This is a genomic window from Streptomyces sp. NPDC003379 (genome assembly GCF_053589195.1).
On the sequence record NZ_JBSFRK010000048.1, the window covers coordinates 1 to 23,074 of the forward strand.

22 protein-coding genes and 1 pseudogene are annotated in these 23,074 nt (G+C 71.7%); 13 read left to right on the forward strand and 10 right to left on the reverse strand.

The window, feature by feature from the left end; all coding sequences use genetic code 11:
• A pseudogene (locus tag ACWDVB_RS33075) lies at window positions 1-95 on the reverse strand (glycoside hydrolase); the annotation flags it as partial.
• Window positions 96-210: 115 nt separating this feature from the next.
• On the opposite strand from ACWDVB_RS33075, the gene ACWDVB_RS33080 reads away from it, so the two are divergent.
• On the forward strand, window positions 211-825 hold the full coding sequence (locus tag ACWDVB_RS33080) for a Uma2 family endonuclease (RefSeq protein WP_451519684.1): 615 nt from the start codon (window positions 211-213) through the stop codon (window positions 823-825).
• 44 nt (window positions 826-869) lie between these two features.
• On the opposite strand, the gene ACWDVB_RS33085 is transcribed toward ACWDVB_RS33080, so the two are convergent.
• Entirely contained in the window at window positions 870-2,243 is a 1,374-nt protein-coding gene (locus ACWDVB_RS33085; protein ID WP_451519685.1) for a hypothetical protein, read from the reverse strand.
• The gene (locus tag ACWDVB_RS33090; protein ID WP_451519686.1) at window positions 2,240-2,686 is read right to left on the reverse strand and encodes a hypothetical protein; all 447 of its coding nucleotides are present in this window, start codon (window positions 2,684-2,686) and stop codon (window positions 2,240-2,242) included. Before ACWDVB_RS33090 ends, ACWDVB_RS33085 begins: the two co-directional genes overlap by 4 nt.
• Window positions 2,687-2,763: 77 nt before the next feature.
• On the opposite strand from ACWDVB_RS33090, the gene ACWDVB_RS33095 reads away from it, so the two are divergent.
• From ACWDVB_RS33095 to tgmC, 4 genes are all read left to right on the forward strand, one after another.
• Entirely contained in the window at window positions 2,764-3,225 is a 462-nt protein-coding gene (locus ACWDVB_RS33095; RefSeq protein WP_451519687.1) for an ATP-binding protein, read from the forward strand.
• A gap of 59 nt (window positions 3,226-3,284) precedes the next feature.
• Window positions 3,285-3,548 (forward strand): putative ATP-grasp-modified RiPP, encoded by a 264-nt coding sequence (gene tgmA, locus ACWDVB_RS33100; protein WP_451519688.1) that lies wholly within the window; start codon window positions 3,285-3,287, stop codon window positions 3,546-3,548.
• Window positions 3,549-3,712: 164 nt separating this feature from the next.
• Window positions 3,713-4,513 (forward strand): ATP-grasp ribosomal peptide maturase, encoded by an 801-nt coding sequence (locus ACWDVB_RS33105; protein ID WP_451519689.1) that lies wholly within the window; start codon window positions 3,713-3,715, stop codon window positions 4,511-4,513.
• Window positions 4,510-5,661, forward strand: a complete 1,152-nt coding sequence (gene tgmC, locus ACWDVB_RS33110; protein WP_451519690.1) for an ATP-grasp peptide maturase system methyltransferase — start codon at window positions 4,510-4,512, stop codon at window positions 5,659-5,661. The genes ACWDVB_RS33105 and tgmC overlap by 4 nt, the downstream gene beginning before the upstream one ends.
• 16 nt (window positions 5,662-5,677) lie before the next feature.
• Here the strand turns inward: tgmC and ACWDVB_RS33115 are convergent, their stop codons facing one another.
• Window positions 5,678-6,220: a hypothetical protein gene (locus tag ACWDVB_RS33115; RefSeq protein WP_451519691.1), complete on the reverse strand. Its 543-nt coding sequence runs from the start codon at window positions 6,218-6,220 to the stop codon at window positions 5,678-5,680.
• A 285-nt stretch (window positions 6,221-6,505) separates the two neighbouring features.
• Here ACWDVB_RS33115 and ACWDVB_RS33120 point away from each other — a divergent pair, with 285 nt between their 5' ends.
• Window positions 6,506-7,354: a hypothetical protein gene (locus ACWDVB_RS33120; RefSeq protein WP_451519692.1), complete on the forward strand. Its 849-nt coding sequence runs from the start codon at window positions 6,506-6,508 to the stop codon at window positions 7,352-7,354.
• Window positions 7,355-7,410: 56 nt separating this feature from the next.
• On the opposite strand, the gene ACWDVB_RS33125 is transcribed toward ACWDVB_RS33120, so the two are convergent.
• From ACWDVB_RS33125 to ACWDVB_RS33140, 4 genes are all read right to left on the reverse strand, one after another.
• Window positions 7,411-8,979 (reverse strand): substrate-binding domain-containing protein, encoded by a 1,569-nt coding sequence (locus ACWDVB_RS33125; RefSeq protein WP_451519693.1) that lies wholly within the window; start codon window positions 8,977-8,979, stop codon window positions 7,411-7,413.
• A gap of 135 nt (window positions 8,980-9,114) precedes the next feature.
• Window positions 9,115-11,346, reverse strand: coding sequence for a serine/threonine-protein kinase (locus ACWDVB_RS33130; protein ID WP_451519694.1), 2,232 nt, complete (start codon window positions 11,344-11,346; stop codon window positions 9,115-9,117).
• Window positions 11,347-11,425: 79 nt separating this feature from the next.
• On the reverse strand, window positions 11,426-11,908 hold the full coding sequence (locus ACWDVB_RS33135; RefSeq protein ID WP_451519695.1) for a MarR family winged helix-turn-helix transcriptional regulator: 483 nt from the start codon (window positions 11,906-11,908) through the stop codon (window positions 11,426-11,428).
• Window positions 11,909-11,968: 60 nt separating this feature from the next.
• Window positions 11,969-12,565, reverse strand: coding sequence for a type 1 glutamine amidotransferase family protein (locus tag ACWDVB_RS33140; protein WP_451519702.1), 597 nt, complete (start codon window positions 12,563-12,565; stop codon window positions 11,969-11,971).
• Between the two features lie 170 nt (window positions 12,566-12,735).
• Between ACWDVB_RS33140 and ACWDVB_RS33145 the strand changes: the two genes are divergently transcribed.
• A complete protein-coding gene (locus ACWDVB_RS33145) occupies window positions 12,736-13,428 on the forward strand; it encodes a DUF4956 domain-containing protein (protein WP_451519696.1) in 693 nt (230 codons plus the stop codon).
• Complete coding sequence (locus ACWDVB_RS33150) at window positions 13,425-14,231, forward strand: VTC domain-containing protein (protein ID WP_451519697.1); 807 nt, start codon at window positions 13,425-13,427, stop codon at window positions 14,229-14,231. Before ACWDVB_RS33145 ends, ACWDVB_RS33150 begins: the two co-directional genes overlap by 4 nt.
• Here ACWDVB_RS33150 and ACWDVB_RS33155 read toward each other — a convergent pair.
• Both ACWDVB_RS33155 and ACWDVB_RS33160 read right to left on the reverse strand, forming a co-directional pair.
• On the reverse strand, window positions 14,170-15,507 hold the full coding sequence (locus ACWDVB_RS33155) for a sensor histidine kinase (protein WP_451519698.1): 1,338 nt from the start codon (window positions 15,505-15,507) through the stop codon (window positions 14,170-14,172). The two genes, ACWDVB_RS33150 and ACWDVB_RS33155, sit on opposite strands and share 62 nt — an antisense overlap.
• Window positions 15,507-16,196: a response regulator transcription factor gene (locus tag ACWDVB_RS33160; RefSeq protein WP_451519699.1), complete on the reverse strand. Its 690-nt coding sequence runs from the start codon at window positions 16,194-16,196 to the stop codon at window positions 15,507-15,509. Before ACWDVB_RS33160 ends, ACWDVB_RS33155 begins: the two co-directional genes overlap by 1 nt.
• 94 nt (window positions 16,197-16,290) lie before the next feature.
• Between ACWDVB_RS33160 and ACWDVB_RS33165 the strand changes: the two genes are divergently transcribed.
• From ACWDVB_RS33165 to ACWDVB_RS33185, 5 genes are all read left to right on the forward strand, one after another.
• Window positions 16,291-16,932, forward strand: a complete 642-nt coding sequence (locus tag ACWDVB_RS33165; protein WP_451519700.1) for a hypothetical protein — start codon at window positions 16,291-16,293, stop codon at window positions 16,930-16,932.
• A 152-nt stretch (window positions 16,933-17,084) separates the two neighbouring features.
• Complete coding sequence (locus ACWDVB_RS33170) at window positions 17,085-18,443, forward strand: aminotransferase class III-fold pyridoxal phosphate-dependent enzyme (RefSeq protein WP_451519701.1); 1,359 nt, start codon at window positions 17,085-17,087, stop codon at window positions 18,441-18,443.
• Window positions 18,444-19,069: 626 nt separating this feature from the next.
• Window positions 19,070-19,768, forward strand: coding sequence for a GntR family transcriptional regulator (locus tag ACWDVB_RS33175; RefSeq protein ID WP_451518968.1), 699 nt, complete (start codon window positions 19,070-19,072; stop codon window positions 19,766-19,768).
• A gap of 56 nt (window positions 19,769-19,824) precedes the next feature.
• Window positions 19,825-22,284 (forward strand): dolichyl-phosphate beta-glucosyltransferase, encoded by a 2,460-nt coding sequence (locus ACWDVB_RS33180; RefSeq protein ID WP_451518967.1) that lies wholly within the window; start codon window positions 19,825-19,827, stop codon window positions 22,282-22,284.
• A gap of 98 nt (window positions 22,285-22,382) precedes the next feature.
• A complete protein-coding gene (locus tag ACWDVB_RS33185; RefSeq protein WP_451518966.1) occupies window positions 22,383-23,033 on the forward strand; it encodes a hypothetical protein in 651 nt (216 codons plus the stop codon).
• The last annotated feature ends 41 nt before the right edge of the window (window positions 23,034-23,074 follow it).

Genomic DNA, 23,074 nt, shown 5'->3' on the forward strand with positions numbered 1-23,074 from the left:
GTCTTCTGCGCGGGCAGCTTCTCGTACGAGAGTTCCCAGCGTTCGGTGTTGACGAGGGAGCCGTGCAGCGCGGTCTCGTAGAGCGGGACGCGGTAACCGCGCTTCAGCGCGGCCCACCCCTTTCGCATGCCCGCCGACACTGGGGGCATGACAGCGAGCGGCGTTACCGTGGGAGGGCATCTCCGTCATGCCCGAGCGAGGAGTAGGCCGATGAGCGCGCAGCCGGTGGAGCCGAGCAGGCCGACGGTCACGTATCAGCGGCTCAGAGGGCTCGCCGAGGCATTCGAGGCCGAGGCGGAGAACCGCGGGGATCGGGTGCGGGCAGACATCGCGAACGAGGAGATCAGGGTCCACATGATGTCTCCGTCCCTGAAGCACGCGCGTATCGTCAGTGTGCTTGTACGGCAGATCGAGAACCAGGACGAGTCGGCGTTCACTTTGGTCGAATGCCGTATCGACCACCCCGACCTCGGCCTGTGCCGGACCGCCGATCTGCTCGTCATGGACCAGAACGCCTACGAGCGCGGCACCGACGATGAGTTCGCCGCGTTCGCCCCCGACGTCTCCGTCGCCCTCGAGGTGGTGTCACCGTCGAACCCGAGCAACGATCACGTCACCAAGCTCCGCGACTACCCGCGCATGGGCGTCCCGACCTACGTGATCATCGACCCCCGGGACGGCACGATCACCGTGCACTCCGGCCCGGACACATCCGCCGGGGAGCCGCGTTACGGGGACACCCCGCGCCGCTACAAGTTCGGCGACACCGTCGAGGTGGGGCGGTGGACGGTCGAGACCGACAAGTTTCCCCGCTACCGTTCCTGACCACCAGCCCGGGCGGGGCGCTGCGTGCGGCTGGAGGAGGGGTCTTACGCGCCGAGCGTCTCGACCAGGTGATCGCCGAGGTCAGCGACGAAGCCCTCGCGGCGCCACGGGCGCAGATCGCGGCGGGCCCGGCACAGCCGGATCGACGCGACGCGCCCGCCGGTCCCGGCCGCCGCGTCGACGCAGTCGTGCAACAGCTCGACCGCCGACCGCGGGTCGTCGAGGCGGATACGGGCAAGGGCCTGGTCCGTTGTCACGATCGCGCGCTGCACCCGCTCGCGTGGTGATCCGAGCGCCCGCGCGGACCGGGCGAAGTAGTCGTGTGCGTGTGAGGGATCGCCGACATGGAGCGAAGTGACGCCCTCGAAACCGCGCAGATGAGCGGGTGAGAACGAGTTCATCGCGGGGTCCCCCTCACGGTCGCTGTCCAGGTCGTACCAGGCCAGCGCGAGTGCTGCCCGCGCGTGCTTCGCGGCCCCCGCGCGGGCCGCGACCTCCGCCTGCAAGGCGTGCGCCCTCGCCCTGACAGTCACGCTCTCGCCGGCACGGGCATCGCGCACCGCGGCGTCGACGAGGGCCTTCGCGGCATCGAGACCGGGCGTCGCGTAGAGAGTGACAAGCGCATGGCTCATGTGGACCATGGCGCGACGCCAGGGCACGCCGCTTCCGCCCGCGGCGTCAGTGGCCGCGAGGTACAGGGCCCGGGACGCTTCGTCGTCGCGGGTCTCGAAGGCAAAACGGCCCGAAAGAGTATACGCCTGCGCGGCGACTGCCCGCAGATCGGGGACAAGGACGTCCGGCACAGCCGCGTCGAGGAGACGACGGCACGACTCGACGATCGGGGCGAGCAAGAGTTGCAGTCGGACGAACGGAACACTGCCCACTTGCCCGTTCACGTCACTGACAGCCGCACGCACTGTGGCGAGCAGCTCCTCGTCGAGGCGCGCGGGTTCGGCGAGTGCGGACGCGAGCGCGAGCCGCGTCGGCGGTCCGAGCAGCGCGAGCAGTCCGCCACCGGTACCGGTCGTGGCGCGCACGACCAGCGTTCGCAGCTCGCCGATCTGCCGTTCGCTCTCGCCCAGGTGCCTGAGAGCGTCGAGCAGCTCGGCGAAGTCGCTCCCCGCACCGAGGGAGGTCTGCCCGTCAGTGCCACGGGCGTACAGGTGCGCAAGCAGCAGTTGATACCGCTCGCCGGGCAGGATCGGTGACTTACCGCTCTCCCACCGCGCGACCGAACGCTGCACGCTCTCGACGCTGGAGTCGAAAGGCTGCCCGAGTCGGCCGGCCATGTCGAGCACAGCACGCGCGGCACCCGCGAGGGACCAACCACGGGAGACCCGCAAGCGTTTGAGGCCGGCGGCGCCGACGCGCCGGTCATGCGCACTCATGCGCTGATGATGCCCGTTGGGGCAGCTCACACGGGCACGATCAGACGTGGCTTACCCAAATCACCAGCGTAGTTGACAGCATGCCAAGTGCCAGACGCCCCTTCCGGCCCCTCCAGAGGAAACCCGATCACCATCTGCGAGCGGTCCACCATCCACCGGTTCCGCGTGTGGTAAGCGGAGGCCCGCAGCTCGCAGGCGCCAAGTTCGACGATGCCGGCGATCCGGTTCCTGCACCGGCTGATCGCCCGAAGGGCGTCCGGCGGCTGCTGCTCGACCGTCCCCGGGACGACGACCGTGATCTTTGACTTCGAGTTCCCGGCGATCCACAGCAGCGACAGACTGTCGATCCCGACTGCACCACCGATGAAGAAGTGCGCCTCGTCGTCCGCGAACGGGCCCACATACGAGACGAAGAGGTCAGCGAACCAGTCCGGTTCACGATGGCCGGTCGACCGCGTCCCGGTGATCGTCACAACTGGGGGCATTGATCAGCTCCGTGTCATAGGTTGTCAGATTCCGAGTCGGCCCCGGTCTGCGGTGAGATCGAAGCATGGACGCGAACGCCCCGAAATGCGTGGCCAAGGCGGCCGTCGTGCAGCCACCTCGAGCTAGAGCATTCTCGACCGGTCCGGCATCGGTAGCGCAGGCACGAAGGTTCGTCCTCGACGCTCTGTGCGACTGGAAGCTCGGTGATCGACACGATGATCTCCGTGTCTGCGTCTCCGAGCTCGCCACGAACGCGGTCGAGCATGGCGACACTCCGGCCGGTTACGAATTCCTCGTACGACTCGCCTACGACAACGCACGCTTACGCCTTGAGGTCTGCGACCACGGGCCGGGCGTCCCCGAAGCCCGGCATGCCACCGCGGACGACACCAACGGACGGGGGCTCCTCCTCGTGGCAGCGCTCGCGGACGACTGGGGTACCACTGCGCAGGACGGACGCGGGAAAACCGTATGGGCAGAGTTCAACGTTCCATCGGTCTCCTTCCCGAGGGCGACCCCGCGGTGACGCGTGCGCCCGTCGGACCGTCCGCAACTTCGTCTCCACACAACAAAGGAGCGACCAACGTGAGCCATACGCAGGCACCCTGGGGCATGACACGTCTTGCCCCCTATCGGAACGCCCTCGAAGTACCGTACGCCCGCACCGAGCTCGACTCCGACAGCCAGACGACCTGCTACTTCGACGCGAGCGGGCACCCCGTCGAGATGGGCGGACACGGAACGAGCAAGGCGACGTCGCAGTCGACATCGACCAGCGCCGACGGTGGCGGCGGGTCCCCGCCACCGCCTGCGGATTCCGATTCCGTCCCGGACGATGAATCGGACTGACATGACCGAGCCACCGGTTCTCGTCGTGACGTCCCTCGGGGATGCCACTGCGGATGTGGTGCTCGGCGAGCTGCACGCCCGGGGCGTCCCGGTCGTACGGCTCGACCCCGGCACCGACTTCGACGCCGACGCCCGCAATAAGTGCGCACCTCACCACCGCTGGGTTGTCCGGGAACGTCCGTACCGCAACACGGACCCTTGGCCTCGCCACCGTCCGCTCTGTCTACTGGCGGCGCCCCACGCCCTACGGCGGCACCGGCGTCGGCGAGAGTCCCGAAGCGCAGTTCGCCAACTCACAGGCGCGCGCCGGATTCGTCGGCGTCCTCGCCGCACTTCACGGTGCCCGGTATGTCAACCATCCATGGCGCAATCGTGATGCCGAGTACAAAACAGCGCAGCTCACCACGGCAGCGCGTCTCGGGCTGCCCGTACCCGAGAGCCTGATCACCACCGACCCGGACGACGCGCGGAGGTTCATCACCGGCCAAGGACCGGCGGTCTACAAACCTCTGCGACGGGTGCACCTCCCCGGGGACGACGGCAAGAACCGAACCGTGTGGGTGCGCGCCGTCGACCCCGCCGACATCGACGAGCGCATCACCGTGTGCCCGCACCTCTTCCAAGCGCAGGTCCCCAAGGTGGCCGATGTTCGCCTCGCCGCCGTCGGCGCCGAACTGTTCGCGACCCGTATCGACATCGACGGCGGTCACCTCGACTGGCGCGAAGACTACGAACGACTCACGTATACGCCTGTGCCCGTGCCCGCCGTCGTACGGTCCGCGGTACGCAGATACCTCGACATGTTCGGGCTCGTCTTCGGTGCCTTCGACTTCGCCCTCGACAGCGACGGGCAATGGTGGTTCCTCGAATGCAACCCCAACGGGCAGTGGGCCTTCGTCGACAAGCCCACCCGCCTGGCCATCACCGAAGCCCTCGCCGACACCTTGCAGAAAGGCGCCTCATGACCGACACCGCCGGGCTTCTGCGCCAGCGTCTCGCGGACACTCTCGCCGAAAGCAACTGGCTGTATACCGGGCCGTGGCGAGCAGCCGTCGAGTCCGAACCCCGCGAACTTTTCCTCGGGGCGGCGGTCTATCGGCAGGACGGACTGCCCGACTCCCCGGCGTGGGTGCCCGTGCGCCGTGACAGCATGCCCCGCGAGGAATGGTTCGGCCTCGCATACGAGAACACGACATGGGTGACACAGGTCGACGGCGTACTCGCCGAAGACGCCCCCGGCCCCCTGCGAGGCAGCCCGACATCGTCCTCAACACTCCCCGGCCTCGTCGTGCAGATGATCGAGCACACCGGGATCAGGCCCGGCGACCGCGTCCTGGAAATCGGGACCGGCACCGGCTACTCAACGGCGCTGCTCTGCAACGTCCTCGGCGACCACAACGTGACCTCGGTCGAAGTCGACCAATACGCCGCTGAGCGGGCCCGCAAATCACTCGCCGAGGCCGGTCACGTTCCTGCTCTCATCACGGGCGACGGACTGCTAGGCGCACCCGATGGCGCGTCGTACGACCGTCTGATCGCCGCGTGCTCCGTGCGGTACGTCCCGTACACGTGGCTCCGCCAGATCAAACCGGGCGGAACGATCCTGGTGACCCTTGCCGGCTGGTCCTTCGGGCACGGGCTCGTGCGACTCACGGTCGATGAAGAGGGTGAAGCCACTGGTCACTTTCTCCCCGGCCACACTTCATTCATGATCGCCCGCTCCCACGACCACCCGCCGCGAGGCACGATCGATTTCATGCCCGGCGAGCAGCGGCCGAGCCGCATCGACCCGGCCCTGCTCGACGACTGGTCGGGGCGGTTCGTCGCCCAGCTCGCCGCTCCCTCCGCCGAACGGCTCGGGGCCGGTGCCGAACAGGTCCTGCTCGATGTGGCGACCGGCTCACAGGCGCGCACCCGGCCTGCCGAGCGGGGCGGTTGGAGCGTCGCGCAGCGCGGCCCGCTCAAGCTGTGGGACGCGATCGAGAAGGCAGTCGAGGCGTGGCAGGCAGCCGGCTCCCCGCACCTGTCTGCGTTCGGCCTCACGATCACGCCTGAGGGACAGCGTGTCTGGCTCGGCGCACCCGATGGTCCCGGCTGGCTTTTGCCGATCTGAGGCGCTACGGCCGCCCTCAGGCGCGACGCCGCCGGTAGTACGCGTAGGTGAGCACCAGAAGCAGCGGGCCCCACAGGGTCAGCAGGCCGCTCACGGTCATCGCCAGGATGTTCCAGCCCTCGGCGTAGGGCCAGCCGGCCGGGCCCTCGGTGAAGGCGCCGGTCAGCCAGTGGACGGTGAGGGCGGTGAGGAAGAGCCCGCCGAGGACGGCGGGAACGATCGCGGCGGCGGGCGGCACGCGACGTCCGCCGAGCTTCGGAATCCACCGCGGGAAGACCTCGCCCCAGTGCCGGACGAGCCCGAAGCCAAGGAGCGCGAAGAGCTCGCTGGTGAGCGTCAGGCCGATGACGTACGGCATGTTGTACCAGGCCGGGGGCAGTGGGTCCCCGCCCATGCCGTGGCCGAAGGCGATGGGCAGGCGCCAGATGCCGACGGGCAGGACGACCAGCGGAATGGCGTGCGCGATCCGCTCGGCCCAGCGGGGGACGGGCCGCGCGGTCCCGCTCCCGTGCGAGGTCTTGGTGGCCGTGGTCCGAGGTGTCGCGTAGCTCGTGGTCATGCCTCCACTTTCGCGTCCCGCGCCCTGCGGTGGATCAACGTCCCGAACGATCCGTCTCCGCCGCGCGGATGAGGTGGGGTGACGCGGAGTTGATGGGCGGGCCCCGCTTAGCTCTCAAGGGTGAAGAACTGAACTCGCGCCTTCGAAAAGGGAGTTCTGACTTGCGTACGTCGCTCTGTGTGCCCATAGAGTCACGGCGACAGCGCGGCCGCGACGGCCGCACATGAAACGCCCCCACGGTGCGGGAACACCTGGGGGCTCGACACCCGGAGCGAACACCTCCAAATGCGCATCCATCGTACGACGCCCACCCGCGCGTTCTCCAGCTTCGCCAACTCTTTTCTCCGCGACAGGTCCATCTCCTGGTGCGCGGCAGGCGTACTGATGTACCTCCTCAGCCTCCCGAACGGCGCCCGTGCCACGGTCCGCTCGCTGGCGGAACAGCGCAAGGAAGGGCGGATGCGGGTCGCCGCCGCCCTGCGTGAGCTGGAGGAATCCCGGTATCTGCGCCGCGTGGTCCACAAGGATCGCGAGACCGGGCAACAACTCGGCACTTACTACGAGGTGTTCGATGCCCCGTACGACGAAGTGCCCCCAGAGGGTGATCGGGAAAAAGTTCAGAACCTGGCTCCCGGCGAGTCGGTCTCCGGGGCGGCGGGCGCTCTCCCTTCGGGAGAAAAGACCAGGGAAGAAAAACCTCCCTCCCCGGAGCCGCCGAGCGGCGGTGAGGTGCCGAGTGCCGAACCGCCAAGCGCCGAGCCGCCGGGGCGCGCCGCCCGGTTGCTCGGGTCCCTAGCGCGGTGCGAACCCCGGCTCGCGATCGGTGCCGCCGAGGCCGCCCGCCTCGCGCCGCTCGTCGAGGAGTGGTGGGCGGTGGGCGCGAGCGACGCGGCGGTGCGGGCCGCGCTGACGCAGGGGCTGCCGCCGCGCGTGTACTCGGCGGCGGCGCTGCTCAATAACCGCCTGCGCCGGAAGCTGCCGGCTCCGCCGCCCCCGCCGCCTCCGCCCCGGACGCCCTGCGCGGGCGAGGAGAGGCGGGATCCGGGGCAGCCGGGGTTCGTCGCCGCCGCGTTGCGCGGTGGGGCCACGGTCAGGGCGGCGCTGCGGGGCGGTGCCTTGCCGCTGCTCACCTGACCGGGCGGAGCCCGCGGACGACCTCGGGCCCACGCCTGTCTCACCTTCCGCCAGTCTCACCCCGAGACGTCGTCCCCGCAGACGCGCAGCCCCTCCGGGGTCGCGCACGGCAGGTGGCCGTGGGTGCGGATGACGTCGAGGCCGGTGCCGCGGGCGTAGGCGAGGAAGCTGGAGGCCAGGGAGTCGGCGGGCGGCCGGCCGTAGGTGTAGGCGTACTCGATCTCGCGGTAGGGGTAGCCGCTCTTCTCCAGCTCTTCGGCCGACGGCTCGTGGCCGTCCAGGTTGAGGCGGTGCAGGCCCTTGAGGCCGGCCGCGGCGCGCAGTTCGCTGTAGCCGATGGCGCCGGGGATGCGGCCGACCGCGTCCAGGACCTGCTCGGTGGAGTCCAGCTCGCAGCGCGTGACGGGCACGGACGGGTCGTCCTTGCTCAGGCAGTCGTTCGATGATGCCTTGATCTCGAAGGCACCGCCCAGGACGCGGCGTTGGAGCGTGTCGCGCGTTCCGGAGCTGGATCCTCGGCTGACCAGGACCACAGGCAGGTCGGGGCCGCCCAGCTCCTTCCAGTTGCGTACGTCGCCACGGTAGAGGCGGCGCGCTTCGGGGCGGGTCAGATTGCGCAGCGGCACGCGGTCGTTGAGGACCAGCGCGAAGACGGAGACCGCCACGCGGGTCTCCGACAGGCGGGGGAAACCGTCGGACTTGGGGCCGTCGGAGAAGGTGAGCAGGGGAGGGGAGCCCGTCTTCTTCCGTGCGCCGTCGGCGGCGTCGCGGCCCGCGAACCGGCGTCCCTCGTCGTGCAGTTCCCGTACGCCCGCCGCGCTGCCGTGCGCGCTGACCGTGATGTCGGAGCCCGGGCAGTCCTTCTCGTACTTGTCCGCCAGCTCCTCCGCGACCGGCGCGAACGCCGTCGAACCGAGCACCGTCAGCTCGCCCGTCGCGCACTCGATGGGCGGCGGGTCCGCGTCGCGCAGCACGATGATCGAGGCCAGCGTGATGACGGAGAGCGTGAGCAGGACGGTCAGGAGCTGTGCGGGCCGGGAGAACAGGGGCGGCTTGTCGTCGGGTGTCGTGGAGCGGTTGGGCTGCACCTCGCCCGCCTGGATGCCGCCGGACATGGTGACCTCGCCGCCGACGGGCCCGCCGGTCAGCAGCACGAGGAGTTTGTAGTGCTGGCCCCTGTTCAGCGGGGTGCGCGGGATGTGCAGCGTGCTGCCCTCGTAGCGCAGGCCGGCGCCCGGCGTGAAGTGCTCCATGAGGTGGTCGGCGCCGGTCGGCGCGGTCACCGCGAGGCCGCGGATGGTGCGGCCGGTGAAGACGGCGGTCAGCCCGTGCAGGGCGCGCCCCGTGTAGTCGGCGTCGGACACGGCCTGCGAACCGTCGTTCTCGACGCGGAGCAGGACGAGCGTGGCGTCGGACATCTCGGGCGTCTCGTCGAACAGTCCGAGGCGCGCGTTGGCGCCGCCCGTACGGACGTTGTCCCCTATGGCCGTGTCCATCTGGACGCGGTAGCCGATCCGTTTCCGGCGTGGCACCCGGCGTTCGTACCAGAGCGCGCCGACGGTCGCGAGCAGGCCGAGGGCGGCCGTGAGCACGGCGATGGTGTTCTCGGTGCTCAACCACTCCATGGGCGGTGACGGTAGGCGGGCCGCGTCGGGCGCGGGCCGCCATCGCCGTTCCGTCGGCTGTTGTTCGCCGACGGTTCAGTTCGACCGTGGGCGCGGTGCGGGCGCAGTACGGTTCAGCGTGCGCTCGGCGCTGGCTCAGCCCGCCCTGTCGTACGTCAACTCCCCCGTGCCGTCCGTGTTCGCGCGGCGCAGCTTGCCGTTGCCGAGGATCGTCACGACGCTCGCCTTGCCGGGGGTGCAGGCCGACATGGGTTCGCCGACCGTGATGTCGGTCGCGCCGATGTGCAGACGGTCGTCCGACGCGGACTCCAGCTTGCCCTCGAAGACGCAGCGGTAGGTGCCGCCGTCCTCCATCGGGCCCTCGGCGATCAGTGACAGGGCCGTATCGCCGGTCTCGCCCTGCTGGATGGTGAGGTTGCGCGTGTGGTGGCCGAACTTGTTGTCGAGGCCGCCGGTCCACTTGCCCAGGTACTTGTCCGGCACGGTGCCCTCGTCCTTGGCGGGCGGTGTGGTCCCCGGGGTGGTCGGGTCCGGGTCCTGCGAGCTGGGGCCGGGGGTCCGCGGGCTGCTGCTCGTGGGGTTCTTGGTGTCGCCGCCCTGCTTCTTGTCGTCGCCGTCGCCCTTCATGACGGCGTAGACGGTGCCGCCCGCTCCGATGGCCACTATCAACGCGACGACGATCAGCGCCGCGGTCGAACGGGCGCTGCGGCGCGGCGGTTCGGGCGGTGACGTGGGCAGGGGGGCGTACAGGCCGGGGCCGTAGGGCGGAGTCGGGCCGTAGCCGGGCGGGAGCTGCTGAGGGTAGCCGTAGGCGGCGTGCTGGGGGTGCTGTTGTGGGTGCTGTTGTGGGTGGTGCTGGGGATGCTGGGGATAGCCGTACGACGGGGCGCCCGGCGGTGGCGTGGGCGTGGGCGGCGGGGACTGGCCGGAGACCATGGTGGGCAGGTGGTCGAGGGGCGCGACGCCGGGCGCGCCGGGTGTCCCTGGGGGAGGCGGCGTTGCCCCGTTGCCGTTGCCAGCGCCATTGCCGTTGGCTGTCGGCCCGGAGGCGGAGGCGTTTGCGGCTTCCGGGGCGGGTGATCCGGCTGGGGTGCTGCGTGCGGCGGCCGCGTCTGAGCCGCTCGCGTCTGAGCCGCCTGCGCCCGTGCTGCCCGGTCCCGAGGCCCCAGCGGGCGAGCCGCCCGAACCCGGGCCACCCGCGTCCGAGGGACCGGCGGCTCTCGCCCCGGCCCCGCCTGCGGCGCCAGAGCCTGCCGGGCCCGCGCCTGCCGGGCCCGCGCCTGCGCCCGCGTCTCCGTGGCCCGTACCTGCGGCGCCCGTACCGGCGCCGCCCGCGCCCGCGCCGCCCGCGCCCGCGCCGCCCGAGCCCGCTGCTCCAGCGGCCCCAGCCCCCGCAGTCCCAGCGGCACCCGCAACACCGTCCCCCGAGCCACCCCCCGACTCATCCGGATCCTCCGCGTCCAGCAACTGCACGGCATGCCGCCCCAGCTGCGCGACCAGCGCCCCCGGCAGCCAGGGGTCAAGAGTGCGGCCCCCTTCACTGAGGGTGTCCTGCGCGCCCGTCCGCTCCAGGACGTCGTCGAGGGTGGGCCGGGACGCCGGGTCCTTGCGCAGGCACAGGGCTATCAGCTCGGCGAGGTTCTCGGGGAGCCCCGTCAGGTCCGGCTCCTCCTGGGCGATGCGGAACATCAGGGCGTGCACCCCGCTGTTGGCCGTACCGAAGGGCAGCGCGCCCGACGCCGCGTACGCCAGGACGGAGCCGAGGCAGAACACGTCGCAGGCCGGCGTGATCCGGTCGCCGCGCACCTGCTCGGGGGCCATGAAGCCGGGCGAGCCGACGAGCGCGCCGGTGCGGGTCAGGCCGCCGTCGGTGACCGTCTCCAGGGCGCGGGCGATGCCGAAGTCGATGACGCGCGGGCCGTCGATCGTGATGAGCACGTTCGACGGCTTGAGGTCGCGGTGGACGATGCCCGCCGCGTGGATGTCCTTGAGGGCGTTGGCGAGCCCGGCGCCGAGGATGTGCACGGACCGCTCGGGCAGCGGCCCGTGGTCGCGCGAGACGACGCTCTGCAGCGAGGGCCCGGCCACGTACCCCGTGGCGACCCACGGGATCGCCGCCTCGGTGTCCGCGTCCAGGACCGGCGCCGTCCACGCGCCACCGACCTGCCGCGCGGCCTGCACCTCCTGCCGGAAGCGGTTCCTGAACTCGTCCTGTTCGGCGAGCTCCTGGCGGACCAGTTTGACCGCGACCGTGCGGCCCCTGCCGGACCGCGCGAGATACACCTGTCCCATGCCGCCCGCGCCGAGCCGCGCCAGCAGCCGATACGCGCCGATCCGCTGCGGATCTCCGGGCCCGAGCTTCTCCATCGCCGCACCGACCTCCCCCATTGGTGTGCAACAGGGTGAGGATAGTGCGGAGCTACGACAGCGGCAGCCACCCCGCCCTCTACGGTTCCGTAACGGGTTCCGCATCCGGTTCCGAGACCGCGTCGAGCACCTCGGACAGGCGTTCCAATACCCGTACCGTTTGCACGAATTCGTCCTCGCCGAGCACCGCCGCCAGCCACCCGGCCAGCTCCGCGTGCCCCGGGTCGATCCTCGCCACGGCCGCCCTGCCCTCGTCCGTCGGCCGCAGCAGCTTGGCGCGGCGGTGCGCAGGGTTCGGCACGTACTCGGCGAGGCCCTTGCCCACCAGCAGATCCGCCACGCGCTGCACGCTCTGCCGTGTGATCCCCATCGCGCGGGCGATCCCCGCCACCGGCAGGGGCTCGCGCAGCACGGCGCCGAGCACCTGCCACCAGGCGGCGGTCAGACCGGCCGGACGGGCCAACTCCTCTGAGCGCGCCAGCAGTTGGCCGTTCAGGCGGAAGACAGCGAGGGCGGTGCGGCTGAGCAGCTCCTGCTGGGCGCGGCGCGCCGATTCGGTCATAGTCGTCTCCTCGTCTCCCCGTCTCCCGTCTCCCCGTTTCGTCATCTCCCGCCTCCCCGTCTACGCGTTCAGCGTCTCGTACGCCGCCGGGTCCGAGTCGTGGAAGAGGCGGTACCACGCGTCGAGCTTCTCGCCCTCGAAGACGTCGCCGAGCCGTCCGAAGATCTCCCGTGCGAACGCGACCGGCTCGGTCGGGCCCGCCGTGATCAGGTCGCCGTCGGTGACCGCGTCCGCCTCCACGTACCGCTCGCCGCCCTTGTAGCCGGAGGCCGCCAGATACATCGGCGCGGCGCTGGTGTGCGACCGGTCGTCGAGCAGCCCCTCGCGGGCGAGCCCCGCCGTGGCCCCGCAGATCGCACCGACGGGCACCCCGGCGTCGAGGAACGCGCGGGCCGTGCGGGCGAACGGCGCGAGGTCCTCGCTCGTGTCCCACAGGTCGGCGCCCGGCAGGATCAGCAACGAGCTGTCCTCGGGGCGCAGTTCGGAGAGGGACAGGTCGGGCTGGACGCGCAGACCGCCGATGGAGGTGACGGGGGCGGCGGAGGCGGCGACCGTGCGGATGTCGTAGCCGACGCGGGCGAGCCACGCCGTGGTGTGGCCGGTCTCCCAGTCGGCGAAGGTGTCGTAGACGGCCAGGTGCACGGACTTGCGGGACATGAGGGCCTCCGAGAGGTGGATGTCGTATCGCTGCGGCTCACTGTGCGTCATGCTTATGTGAGTATCCTGTCAAAGCGACAGCATGCTGTCAATGGGTCCCGGGGGCGGGCGCCGCTTCGTTAACGTCCGGCAGGGGCGGCCTTAACCCGCCGCTCCCTAGCGTCCTGGTCATGGACAGCACACTGACCCTCAGCGCCCATCTGGGACTCGACCTCGTCGCCGTCGCGCTGCTGACCTTCGGCGTCTTCTATCCGCGGCACCGCAGGCGCGAGCTGGTCCCGGCGTATCTCGCCCTGAACGTCGCCCTGTTCGCGGTCGTCGCCGGGCTCGGGACCGTCGGCGGCGACGGCGGGCTCGCGCTCGGCTTCGGGCTCTTCGGGGTGCTCTCGATCGTGCGCCTTCGCTCCGACGCGCTCCAGCACCAGGAAGTCGCGTACTACTTCATCACCCTGGTGCTCGGCCTGCTCTGCGGCCTTCCGGCGCTCAGCCTGCCGGTCGCCGCCGGGCTGTCGGGCGTGCTGCTCGTGGTCATGTACGGCGCCGACCACCCCCGCCTCTTCGCGTACGACCGGCGGGCCGTCATCACCCTGGACGCCGTGTTCCGCGAGGAGACCGCCCTGCGCGCGGAGCTGGCGCGGCGCCTCGGGGAGCCGCTCGGCTGGACGGTGCAGGAGATCGACTACGTACGCGACCTCATGGTTCTGGAAGTCCGCTTCCGGCAGCCGGAACCTTCGATACGGTCCGGGGAGTTCCTACGGAAGACGGCCCGACGCACGCCCACCGATCGGACGCCCGAAGGACAACGACGACGCACGACCCGGTCCCGCACGATCGCCCCCAGCCACCCGAAGGAGACCGTGTGAACCCCGCCGTACGCGCCATCGGCCGTGCCGCGCTCGCCGCGCACCCCATCGCTCTGGACGAGGTGAACGCCCGCGCGGAGCTGCTCGCCCGCTACGACAACAGTTATCTCGTGCCCGTCGAGATCTTCGAGGACCTCGCGTCGCTGCTGACCGATCCCCGGCGGGCCGCCGGGCCCTTCCGGGCGCTCAGCATCGGCGGGAAGCGCTGGTTCCGCTACCACTCGACGTACTACGACACCCCTGAGCTGGGCACCTTCCACGACCACCGGCAGGGGCGGCGGCTGCGCTACCGCATTCGTGAGCGGGTCTACCAGGACAGCGGTGAGCGGCAGTTCGAGATCAAGCTGAAGAGCGGGCGGGGCGAGACCGTCAAGCACCGGCAGCGGCTCGAAGGCGACGACCACGCCCTGGACGAGACGCGGCGGGGGTTCCTCGCCGGTGTGCTGAGGGGGTCGTACGGGATCGAGGCGCCGGAGGGCCTGACCGCCTCGCTGGTCACCGACTACCAGCGGGCCACGTTCGTCGCCGACGGGCAGCGCATCACGTGTGACGCGGGACTGGTCGTGCGGGACACGGCGACGGGGCGGACGGCCGCCGCCGACAGCGGGCTCGTCCTCGTCGAGACCAAGACCAAGGGGCATCTGACCGACGCCGACCGGGTGCTGCACCGGTTCGGGGTGCGGGCCGCCGAGTTCACCAAGTACTGCGGGGGATACGCGGCGGTCCGGCCCGAGCTGGGGATCAACCGGTGGGCGCGGGCGGTGCGGACGGCGTTCCCTCGCGGGGTGCGGGCGGGAACGTGAGGGTGACGCGGGCGCCCTCGGGCGTGCTCGCCGTCTCGAAGCGGCCGCCGGCTTCCTCGGCGGTGCGGCGGGCGATGTCCAGGCCGAGGCCCGTCGAGCCCGCGCCGCTCGTGCCGCGGTCGGGTGCCGTGGTGTCGGGAAAGCCGGGGCCCTCGTCCGCGACGGTCAGCTCCGCCTCGCGGGCGGAGGTCTTGACGACCTCGATGGAGAACGCCGTGCCTTGAGGGGTGTGGTCCAGGACATTCCCGATCAACGCGTCCAGGGCCGCGGCGAGTTCGTCCTCCGGCACCGGGACAAGGACGGTGTGAGCGGGGGCCGTGGTACTGACGGCGCGGTTCTGGTCCTCCGCCAACGGCGTCCAGAACGCGGCCCGTTCGCGTGCCAGTGCCGCCAGGTCCGCGCGCGGCGCCTCGCGCAGGGGGCGCCTCGCCTTGCGGATCACTTCGTCGACGCTGTGCTCCAGCGCGCTGACGTCCGCCGCGATGCGGACCGCCTCGTCCGCGTCCCGCAGGGTCTCCGCGTCCAGGCGCAGGGCGGCCACCGGGGTGCGCAGGCGGTGGGCCAGGTCGGCGGCGTTCTCCCGCTCGGCGGTGAGCAGTTCGTCGATGCGGGCGGCCAGGCGGTTCAGCTCGCCCGCGATCAGACGCAGTTCGGGCGGGCCCTCCGGGGTCGCGCGGGCGGTCAGGTCGCCCGCGGCCAGGCGGTCCGCGGTGCCGGCGAGGCGGCGGGTGGCGCCGACAAGCCGGGCGCCGAGGCGGTCGGCCAGGAGGAGACCGAGGAGTACGAGACCTACGCCGATCCCGGCCAGAACGAGCCAGGAGGCGAGCGTACCCGCGTACAACTGGTTCTCGGTCAGCGTCACTTGGACCACCGCCGTGCCGCTCCTCGCGCCCTGCACGGGGACCAGGACCAGACGGCCGCCGGACGCGGGCTCGTAGGTGAAGGCGCGGCCGGTGCGGGCCAGGCGGATCGGGGCGGTGGTGGCCGTCCCCCTCTGGACGGGCGGACCGATGACCGTGTTGTCCGCGAGGATCAGCGAAGTGGTCGGCAACCCCTTGCCGTTGACGCTCTCCACCGTCTGCTCGGCGGTCTCCCGCTCGTCGGCGGTGGCCAGGGCGGGGCCCAGGGCGTGGGCCACCCACTGGGCCCGTGCGGTGGCCTCGGCCGTGGCGCGGTCGGCGGCGTGGGTGCGGGTCAGGAGGGTGAGGGGGACGAGCAGGGCGGTCAGTACGAGGGCGGTGGTCGCCGCCGTCAGGAGGAGGAGGCTGCGGCGCATCAGGCGGGGTCCTCCGGGGGCGTGAGCTTCACGCCCACTGTGCGGACCGTGTGGAGGTAGCGCGGGTGCTGGGCCGTCTCGCCCAGTTTGCGGCGGAGCCAGGAGAGGTGGACGTCCACCGTCTTGTCGGCGCCGCCCAGCGGCTGCTGCCAGACCTCGGCGAGGAGTTCGCGGCGCGATACGACCTGGCCGGGGCGGCGGGCGAGGAACGCGAGCAGGTCGAACTCGCGGGGCGTCAGGTCGATGACCGTGCCGTCCAGGGTGACGTCGCGGGCCGCCGGGTCGATGGAGAGGCCGCCGACGCGCAGGGGTTCCTCGGTCTCGGTCACGCCCAGGCGGCGCAGGACCGCCTTGACGCGGGCGTCCAACTGCGCCGCGCCGAACGGCTTGACGATGTAGTCGTCCGCGCCGGCCTCAAGGACCGTGACCATCTCCGGCTCGTCGTCGCGGGCCGTCGCCACGATGACGGGCACGTCACTGACCGCGCGCAGCATTCGCAGGACCTGCGCCCCGTCGACGTCCGGCAGGCCGAGGTCGAGGACGACCAGGTCGGGCCTGCTGGTGACGGCCGCGTCCAGGCCCGCCATGCCGCTCGGCGCGGTCGCCACCGCGTGGCCCTTGTCGCGCAGGGCCCGCACCAGCGCGCCGCGGAGCTGGGGGTCGTCCTCGACGACGAGAAGATGCGCCATACAACCACCGTAGTCAGGGGCGGGCGGGAGCTTTGACGGGGGCGTTGTCGGGGTCTTAACCGGGCGTTAGGAAACGATGCGGCACAGTGGCGGGATGAGGAAGTGGCGGAGCGCCGTCGGCACGGCGGCGTGGGTGGCCGTGGGCACGGCGGCGGGGGCGCTGGGCGCCTGGCAGCTGGCCGGTTCGGACAGCGGAGGCGAAGCGGCGCACAGCCGGCCGCTGGACGAGGCGGCGGTACGGAAGGCTCTGGCCAAGGCGGCGGAGTCGCCGACCGCGGGGGCGGGGGGCTCCGCTTCGTCTTCGCCGGGTGGTGGGGCGGGGTCTACGGAGGGGCCCGGTGATGGGGCGGGGTCTACGGAGAGGCCCGGTGGCGGGGCCGCTTCTACGGAGGGGCCCGGTGGTGGGGCCGCTTCTACGGAGGAGCCGAGTGGGGAGCCGACCGGGGCGTCCACCGCGAAGTCGTCTCCGCCCTCCGCCGAGCGGTCCAGCGTGCGGTTCACCGGTGGCGCGGCGACCGTGGAGTGCCGCCCCGACGGCACCGTCTTCCTCGTCTCCTGGAGCCCCGCCGACGGATTCCACATTGACGACGACGTGGAGCGGGGCCCCGCGGCCGTCGTACGCCTGGAAGCGGAGCCGGGCGACGACGACGAGCGGGACGACCTGCCGTACGAGATCCGGTGCACGGCGGACGGGCAGCCTCGGGCGAAGGTCGTGGCGGACACGGACGAGGACTGAGGCCGATCGGGGCCGACCGGGGCCGACCGAGGCCGACCGGGGCCGACCGAGGCCGCTCCCGACGGCCATGCGACACAGTGTCGGGTTCCGTCACCGACGTCAGACAGGACGCCCATGTCGTGTCCACTCCGCGGACACTTACCCTCGGCCCCATGACCCCTCAGCCGAACCCGCAGGCCGGCGCCGCCGTGAAGGCCGCGGACCGCGCACATGTCTTCCACTCCTGGTCCGCACAGGAGCTCATCGACCCGCCGGCCGTCGCCGGTGCCGAAGGCTCGTACTTCTGGGACTACGACGGGAACCGCTACCTCGACTTCACCAGCGGCCTCGTCTACACCAACATCGGGTACCAGCACCCGAAGGTCGTCGCCGCGATCCAGGAGCAGGCGGCGACGATGACGACGTTCGCGCCCGCCTTCGCCATCGAGCCCCGCTCCGAGGCCGCACGCCTCATCGCCGAGCGGACCCCCGGCGACCTGGACAAGATCTTCTTCACCAACGGTGGTGCGGACGCCGTCGAGCACGCCGTCCGCATGGCCCGTCTGCACACGGGCCGTACGAAGGTGCTCTCCGCGTACCGCTCGTACCACGGCGGCACCCAGCAGGCCATCAACCTCACCGGTGACCCGCGCCGCTGGGCCTCCGACAGCGGCTCGGCGGGCGTCGTCCGCTTCTGGGCGCCGTTCCTGTACCGCTCGCGCTTCTACGCGGAGAACGCGCGGCAGGAGTGCGAGCGGGCCCTCCAGCACCTGGAGGACACCATCGTCTTTGAAGGCCCGCAGACGGTCGCCGCGATCATCCTGGAGACGATCCCCGGCACCGCGGGCATCATGACGCCGCCGCCCGGCTATCTCGCGGGCGTCCGCGAGATCTGCGACCGGTACGGCATCGTCTTCATCCTCGACGAGGTCATGGCGGGCTTCGGGCGGACCGGCAAGTGGTTCGCCGTGGACCACTTCGAGGGCGTCGTGCCGGACCTGCTGACCTTCGCCAAGGGCGTCAACTCCGGTTACGTCCCACTGGGCGGCGTCGCCATATCCGGCGCCGTCGCCGAGACCTTCGCGCGGCGGCCCTACCCGGGCGGCCTCACGTACTCCGGGCACCCGCTGGCCTGCGCCGCGGCCGTCGCGACGATCCACGTCATGGAGGACGAGGGCGTCATCGACAACGCGGCCCGCCTCGGCGCCGAGCTGATCGGCCCGGGCCTCGCCGAGCTGGCCGAGCGGCATCCGAGCGTGGGCGAGGTGCGGGGCCTCGGCATGTTCTGGGCGCTGGAGCTGGTGAAGGACAGGGAGACGCGGGAGCCGCTGGTCCCCTACAACGCCACGGGTGAGGCGAACGCCCCGATGGCGGCGTTCGGCGCCGCCGCGAAGAGGCACGGCCTGTGGCCGTTCATCAACATGAACCGCACCCATGTGGTTCCGCCGTGCACCGTCACGGAGACGGAGGCGAAGGAAGGCCTCGCTGCCCTGGACGCGGCGCTCACAGAAGCGGACACCCACGTGGCCTAACGGCACCGGGCCCCTGGGCCTGCCCCGGCCCACACCCAGCCTCTCGGCCCCGGAACTCCCCACCCACCCACCCCCTATGGACCACCTCTGGGCCGTGGCGGCTGGGGCAGGCGAGAGGGTCTCGCGTGGGTGGGCCGGCCGGGGGTGGGTTGGGTCGCCCAGGCCGGGCTTCCCGTCCGCCCGCCTGGGTCCCCCCGAGGGCTACCTCTGGGCGCGGGCCTGGGCCGTGGCGGCTGGGCAGGTGCCACGGCCCCGCGTGGGTTGGCCGGGCGGGCTTCCCGTCCGCCTGCCTGGGTCTCCCCGAGGGCTGCCCCTGGGCGGCGGCCCAGGGGACGCGGCCCTGGACCCGGCCCCGCAGCACAGCAGCCCTCCCCGCCCCTTGCTTCGGCGGGCGGGACTCCCCACCCGCCCCTGACCCCCGCCCTTCAACCCGGGGCAAACGGGTGGGTGGGTGGGAGACATCCGCCGCGCAGCGGCGGCCCAGGCCCCCCGAACAACCCCCGCGGGAAGAACCACCCCAGCCCCCCAGACCCCCCACCGCGTAGTCTGACCTCCCCGCGCTAGTAAGCGAGACCAGCAAGACGACCGCACCAGGCGACCACGCCAGACTCCGTGGGGGAACCCAGATGCCCGGCACCGACGGCCCCGCCGTCATCCGCAGCACTCTGCGCCAGCAGATCGCCGACGCCCTCCGCGACGAGGTCCTCGCGGGCCGGCTGGAGCCGGGCCAGGAGTTCACCGTCAAGGAGATCGCCGACCAGTACGGCGTCTCCGCGACCCCCGTCCGCGAGGCCCTGGTGAACCTGACGGCGCAGGGCCTCCTGGACGCCGACCAGCACCGCGGCTTCCGCGTGCACGAGCACACGCTGGCCGACTACCGCGGCATGCTGGAGGCCCGCAGCCTCATAGCCGACGGCATGTTCCGCGACCTCGCGGAGAACGCCGGGGCCCGCGACGACATGGGCGACGCGCTGCTCTCCGTACGCCGCCGAGGCGAGGAGGCCGCCCGCGCGGCCTGCGCCGGTGACCTGAACGTCCTGATCGGCTACGACCTGCGCTTCTGGCGCGAGCTCAGCGCCCTCTTCGGCAACCCCTACCTCTCCGACTTCCTGCACCGCCTGCGCGTGAAGTCGTGGGTGTGCGCCGTCACCCATCTGCGCCGCTGGAGCGAGGGAGGCGGCGGCGACCTGCGCGGCGCGCTCTGGTCCCGGCACACCGAGCTGGTCGACGCCCTGGTGCGCCGCGACCCGACGGGAGCCCACGCGATCGTCGTGGAGTACAACGCGCACTCCCTGTCCCTCATAGAGCGCCTGGCCACCGCATGAGCGCAGACTCGAACACAGGCACAGGCACAGGCAGGGGCACAGGCACCGGCACAGACATGAGTACAGATCTGACCGTCGTCGTCCCCGCGTACAACGAAGAACGCCGCCTCGGCCCCACCCTCGCCGCCATCCGCGAACACCTCGACTCGACGGACCAGGGCGCGTGGGAGCTGATCGTCGTGGACGACGGCTCCACCGACCGCACCGCACAGATCGCCGCCGAAACGGCCGCCGACGACCCCCGCGTCCAGCTCGTCCGGAGCGACCGCAACCGCGGCAAGGGCCACGCCCTGCGCCTGGGCGTCCTGGCCTCGCGCGGCCGTCGTGTCCTGGTGACCGACGCCGACCTGGCCGCGCCCATAGAGGAGCTTGACCACCTCGACAAGGCGCTCGCCGACGGGCACACGGCCGCGATCGGCTCCCGGGCGCGCCCCGGCGCGACCATCGGCGCCCACCAGCACCGCCTGCGCGAGCTGCTCGGCCGGACCGGCAACTTCCTCATACGGTCGGTCGCCGTCCCCGGAGTCCGCGACACCCAGTGCGGCTTCAAGCTCTTCGACGGCGACCGCGCCCGTGAGGCCTTCGCCGCGTCCCGGCTGCGCGGCTGGGGCATAGACGTCGAGATACTCCAGTACTTCCGCCGGGCGGGCTGGCCGGTCGCCGAGGTGCCCGTGCGCTGGTCCCACCAGGAGGGCTCGAAGGTCAGGCCCCTGGACTACGTCAGGGTCCTCGCCGAACTGACCCTCCTCAAGGCCCGCGCGGTCCGCCGCACGATCCGCCGCGCCGACGTCCTCGTCGCCCTCCTCTTCCTGGCCCTGTCGGTCACCCTCTACGCGCAGCGCTGGACGTCCCCCGCCCACCGCTACATCCCCGACTCCATGCAGGACCAGAACCAGTGGGAGTGGTTCTTCGCGGTGACGGCGGAGAACGTCCGCCACTTCGACAACCCGCTCTTCACCACCCTCCAGAACTTCCCGGACGGCGTGAACCTCATGGCCAACACGGTCATGCTCGGTCTCTCCGTCCCGCTCGCCCCCGTGACCTGGCTCTTCGGCCCGGCACTGGCCCTGAACGTGGCGATGACCGGCGGCCTGGCCGCCACCGCCGTCGCCTGGTACTGGCTGATCGTCAGGCGACTGGTCGCCCACCGGGGCGCCGCCGCCGTCGGTGCGGCGCTCGCCGCCTTCGCGCCCCCGATGATCAGCCACGCGAACGCCCACCCGAACTTCATCGTCCTGTTCATGATCCCGCTGATCATCGACAGGGCGCTGCTGCTGTGCGAGGGAACCCGGGTCGTACGCGACGGGGTCGTCCTCGGCCTCTTCACGACGTACCAGATCTTCCTCGGCGAGGAACCGCTCCTGCTGGCGGCGCTCGGCATGCTGCTCTTCGCCCTCGCGTACGCGGTCGTACGCCGGGACGTGGCACGCGCGTCCTGGCGCCCGCTCGCCCGCGGCATCGGCATAGCCCTCGCGGTCGCCCTCCCGCTGGTCGCCTACCCCCTGTACTGGCAGTTCTTCGGCGCCCAGAGCTACAAGAGCGTGCTGCACGGCGACAACGCGGGCAACAGCCCGCTCGCCTTCATCTCCTTCGCGGAGCGCTCGCTGGCGGGCGCCAAGGAGAGCGCCGACGCCCTCGCCCTGAACCCGACCGAGCAGAACGCCTTCTACGGCTGGCCGCTCACCGCCCTGGCCTTCGCGATCGTCGTACGACTGTGGGAGCGCGCGGTGGTCAAGGCGCTCGCCTTCACGGTGCTCGCTGCGGCGCTGCTCTCGCTCGGCCCGAAGTTCCGCATCCCGCTGACGGACGTCGTCCTGCCGGGGCCGTGGGCGCTGATCCGCCACCGGCCGCTCTTCGAGTCCGTCATCGAGGGGCGCGTGGCGATGGTGTGCGCCCCGGCGCTCGGCATGCTGCTCGCGCTGGCCCTCGCCCGCCTGCCGGCGGCGGGCCGGGGCGCCACCCGGTACGCGGGTCCGGCCGCCGTCGCCCTCGCCCTGCTGCCGATTGTGCCCGCGCCGCTCAAGGCCGTGGACCGGGTCGACGTACCGCCGTTCATCGCGCACGGCACCTGGCGCGCGTACCTGGGCGAGGACGAGACGCTCGTACCGATCCCGGTGCCCGACGCCGCCCATGCGGAGGCCCTGCACTGGCAGACCGTCGCCGGCCTGGGCTTCCGCCTCCCCGGCGGCTACTTCAACGGCCCCTGGGGCCCGGACCGCGTCGGCATCTACGGCCCCGTGCCCCGCAACACCTCGAACCTGCTGCGCGAAGTGAGCGACTCGGGCCGCGTCCCGAAGGTCGGCGCCGCCTGGCGCCAGGCGGCCCGCGACGACCTGGCGTACTGGAAGGCGGGCGTCCTTGTGCTGCCCCCGCAGCCGCACGACGCCGCGCTGCGCACCACCGTGGACGCGCTCGTCGGGCGGCGGGCGCGGTGGGTGGACGGCGTGTGGGTATGGGACCTGTACGAAGGTGGCGGCGACGGCCGGGACAACCGGGATGCGCACAAGGGCAGCTAGCGGACCCGGGGCGCGGTTACGCTGCCTGAACGCGAGGCAACGCACGGCTGCACAGCTACGAACGTCCCGTCCACCGACCCTGACCCGAGGAGTCTTCTTTGGCCTGCGACCTGTGGCTGGTCCCGCTCGTCGATGTGTTGTGCCACAGCCCCGACAACCCCTTCGCGGAAGAGATCGCCGCCTACGACAAGGCGCTGCACGAGGCCGGGTTCCCGCCCGTGCCCGTCTTCTCGTACATGCCGGGCCTCTCCGGTGACGTCGCCCCGGTCGCGGGCTTCGACTACGACGCGCTGCACTTCCTGCGCCGCGCCTACCTCCTGCGGATCTGCGGCCTCGAAGTGACGCCGGTGGACGAACTGGGCGGGGACTACGAGCAGTTGCTGGAGATGTTCGACGCCACGGCCCAGCAGTCGCACCTGGTCTGGCACTACGACCACGCGGGCGCGTACGTCCCCGTCGACTTCCCGGCGCCGCTCTCCAACGACGAACTCCTCGCGGGCGGCGGCCCGCTGGGCTCCTCCCAGGCGCTTCTGCGGGAACTGGAGTTCGTCGCCCCGTCGATCGGCATAGATCCGTCGAACCCTCCACAGGCCCCCAGGCCACCGGCGGCCCCGACGTCCCTGGAAGAGCCGGCGGCCCCGGCCCCTCCGGACGAGAGCCCCTTCGCCAGAGAACGCCATGTGTGGCTGGGCCTCCACGCGGCGACGACCCGCAGCCTCGCGCAAGGCTCGATGATCATCTACAGCTGAGACGCAGTGATCATCCACAGCTGAGGGAGACGAGCCCGCCC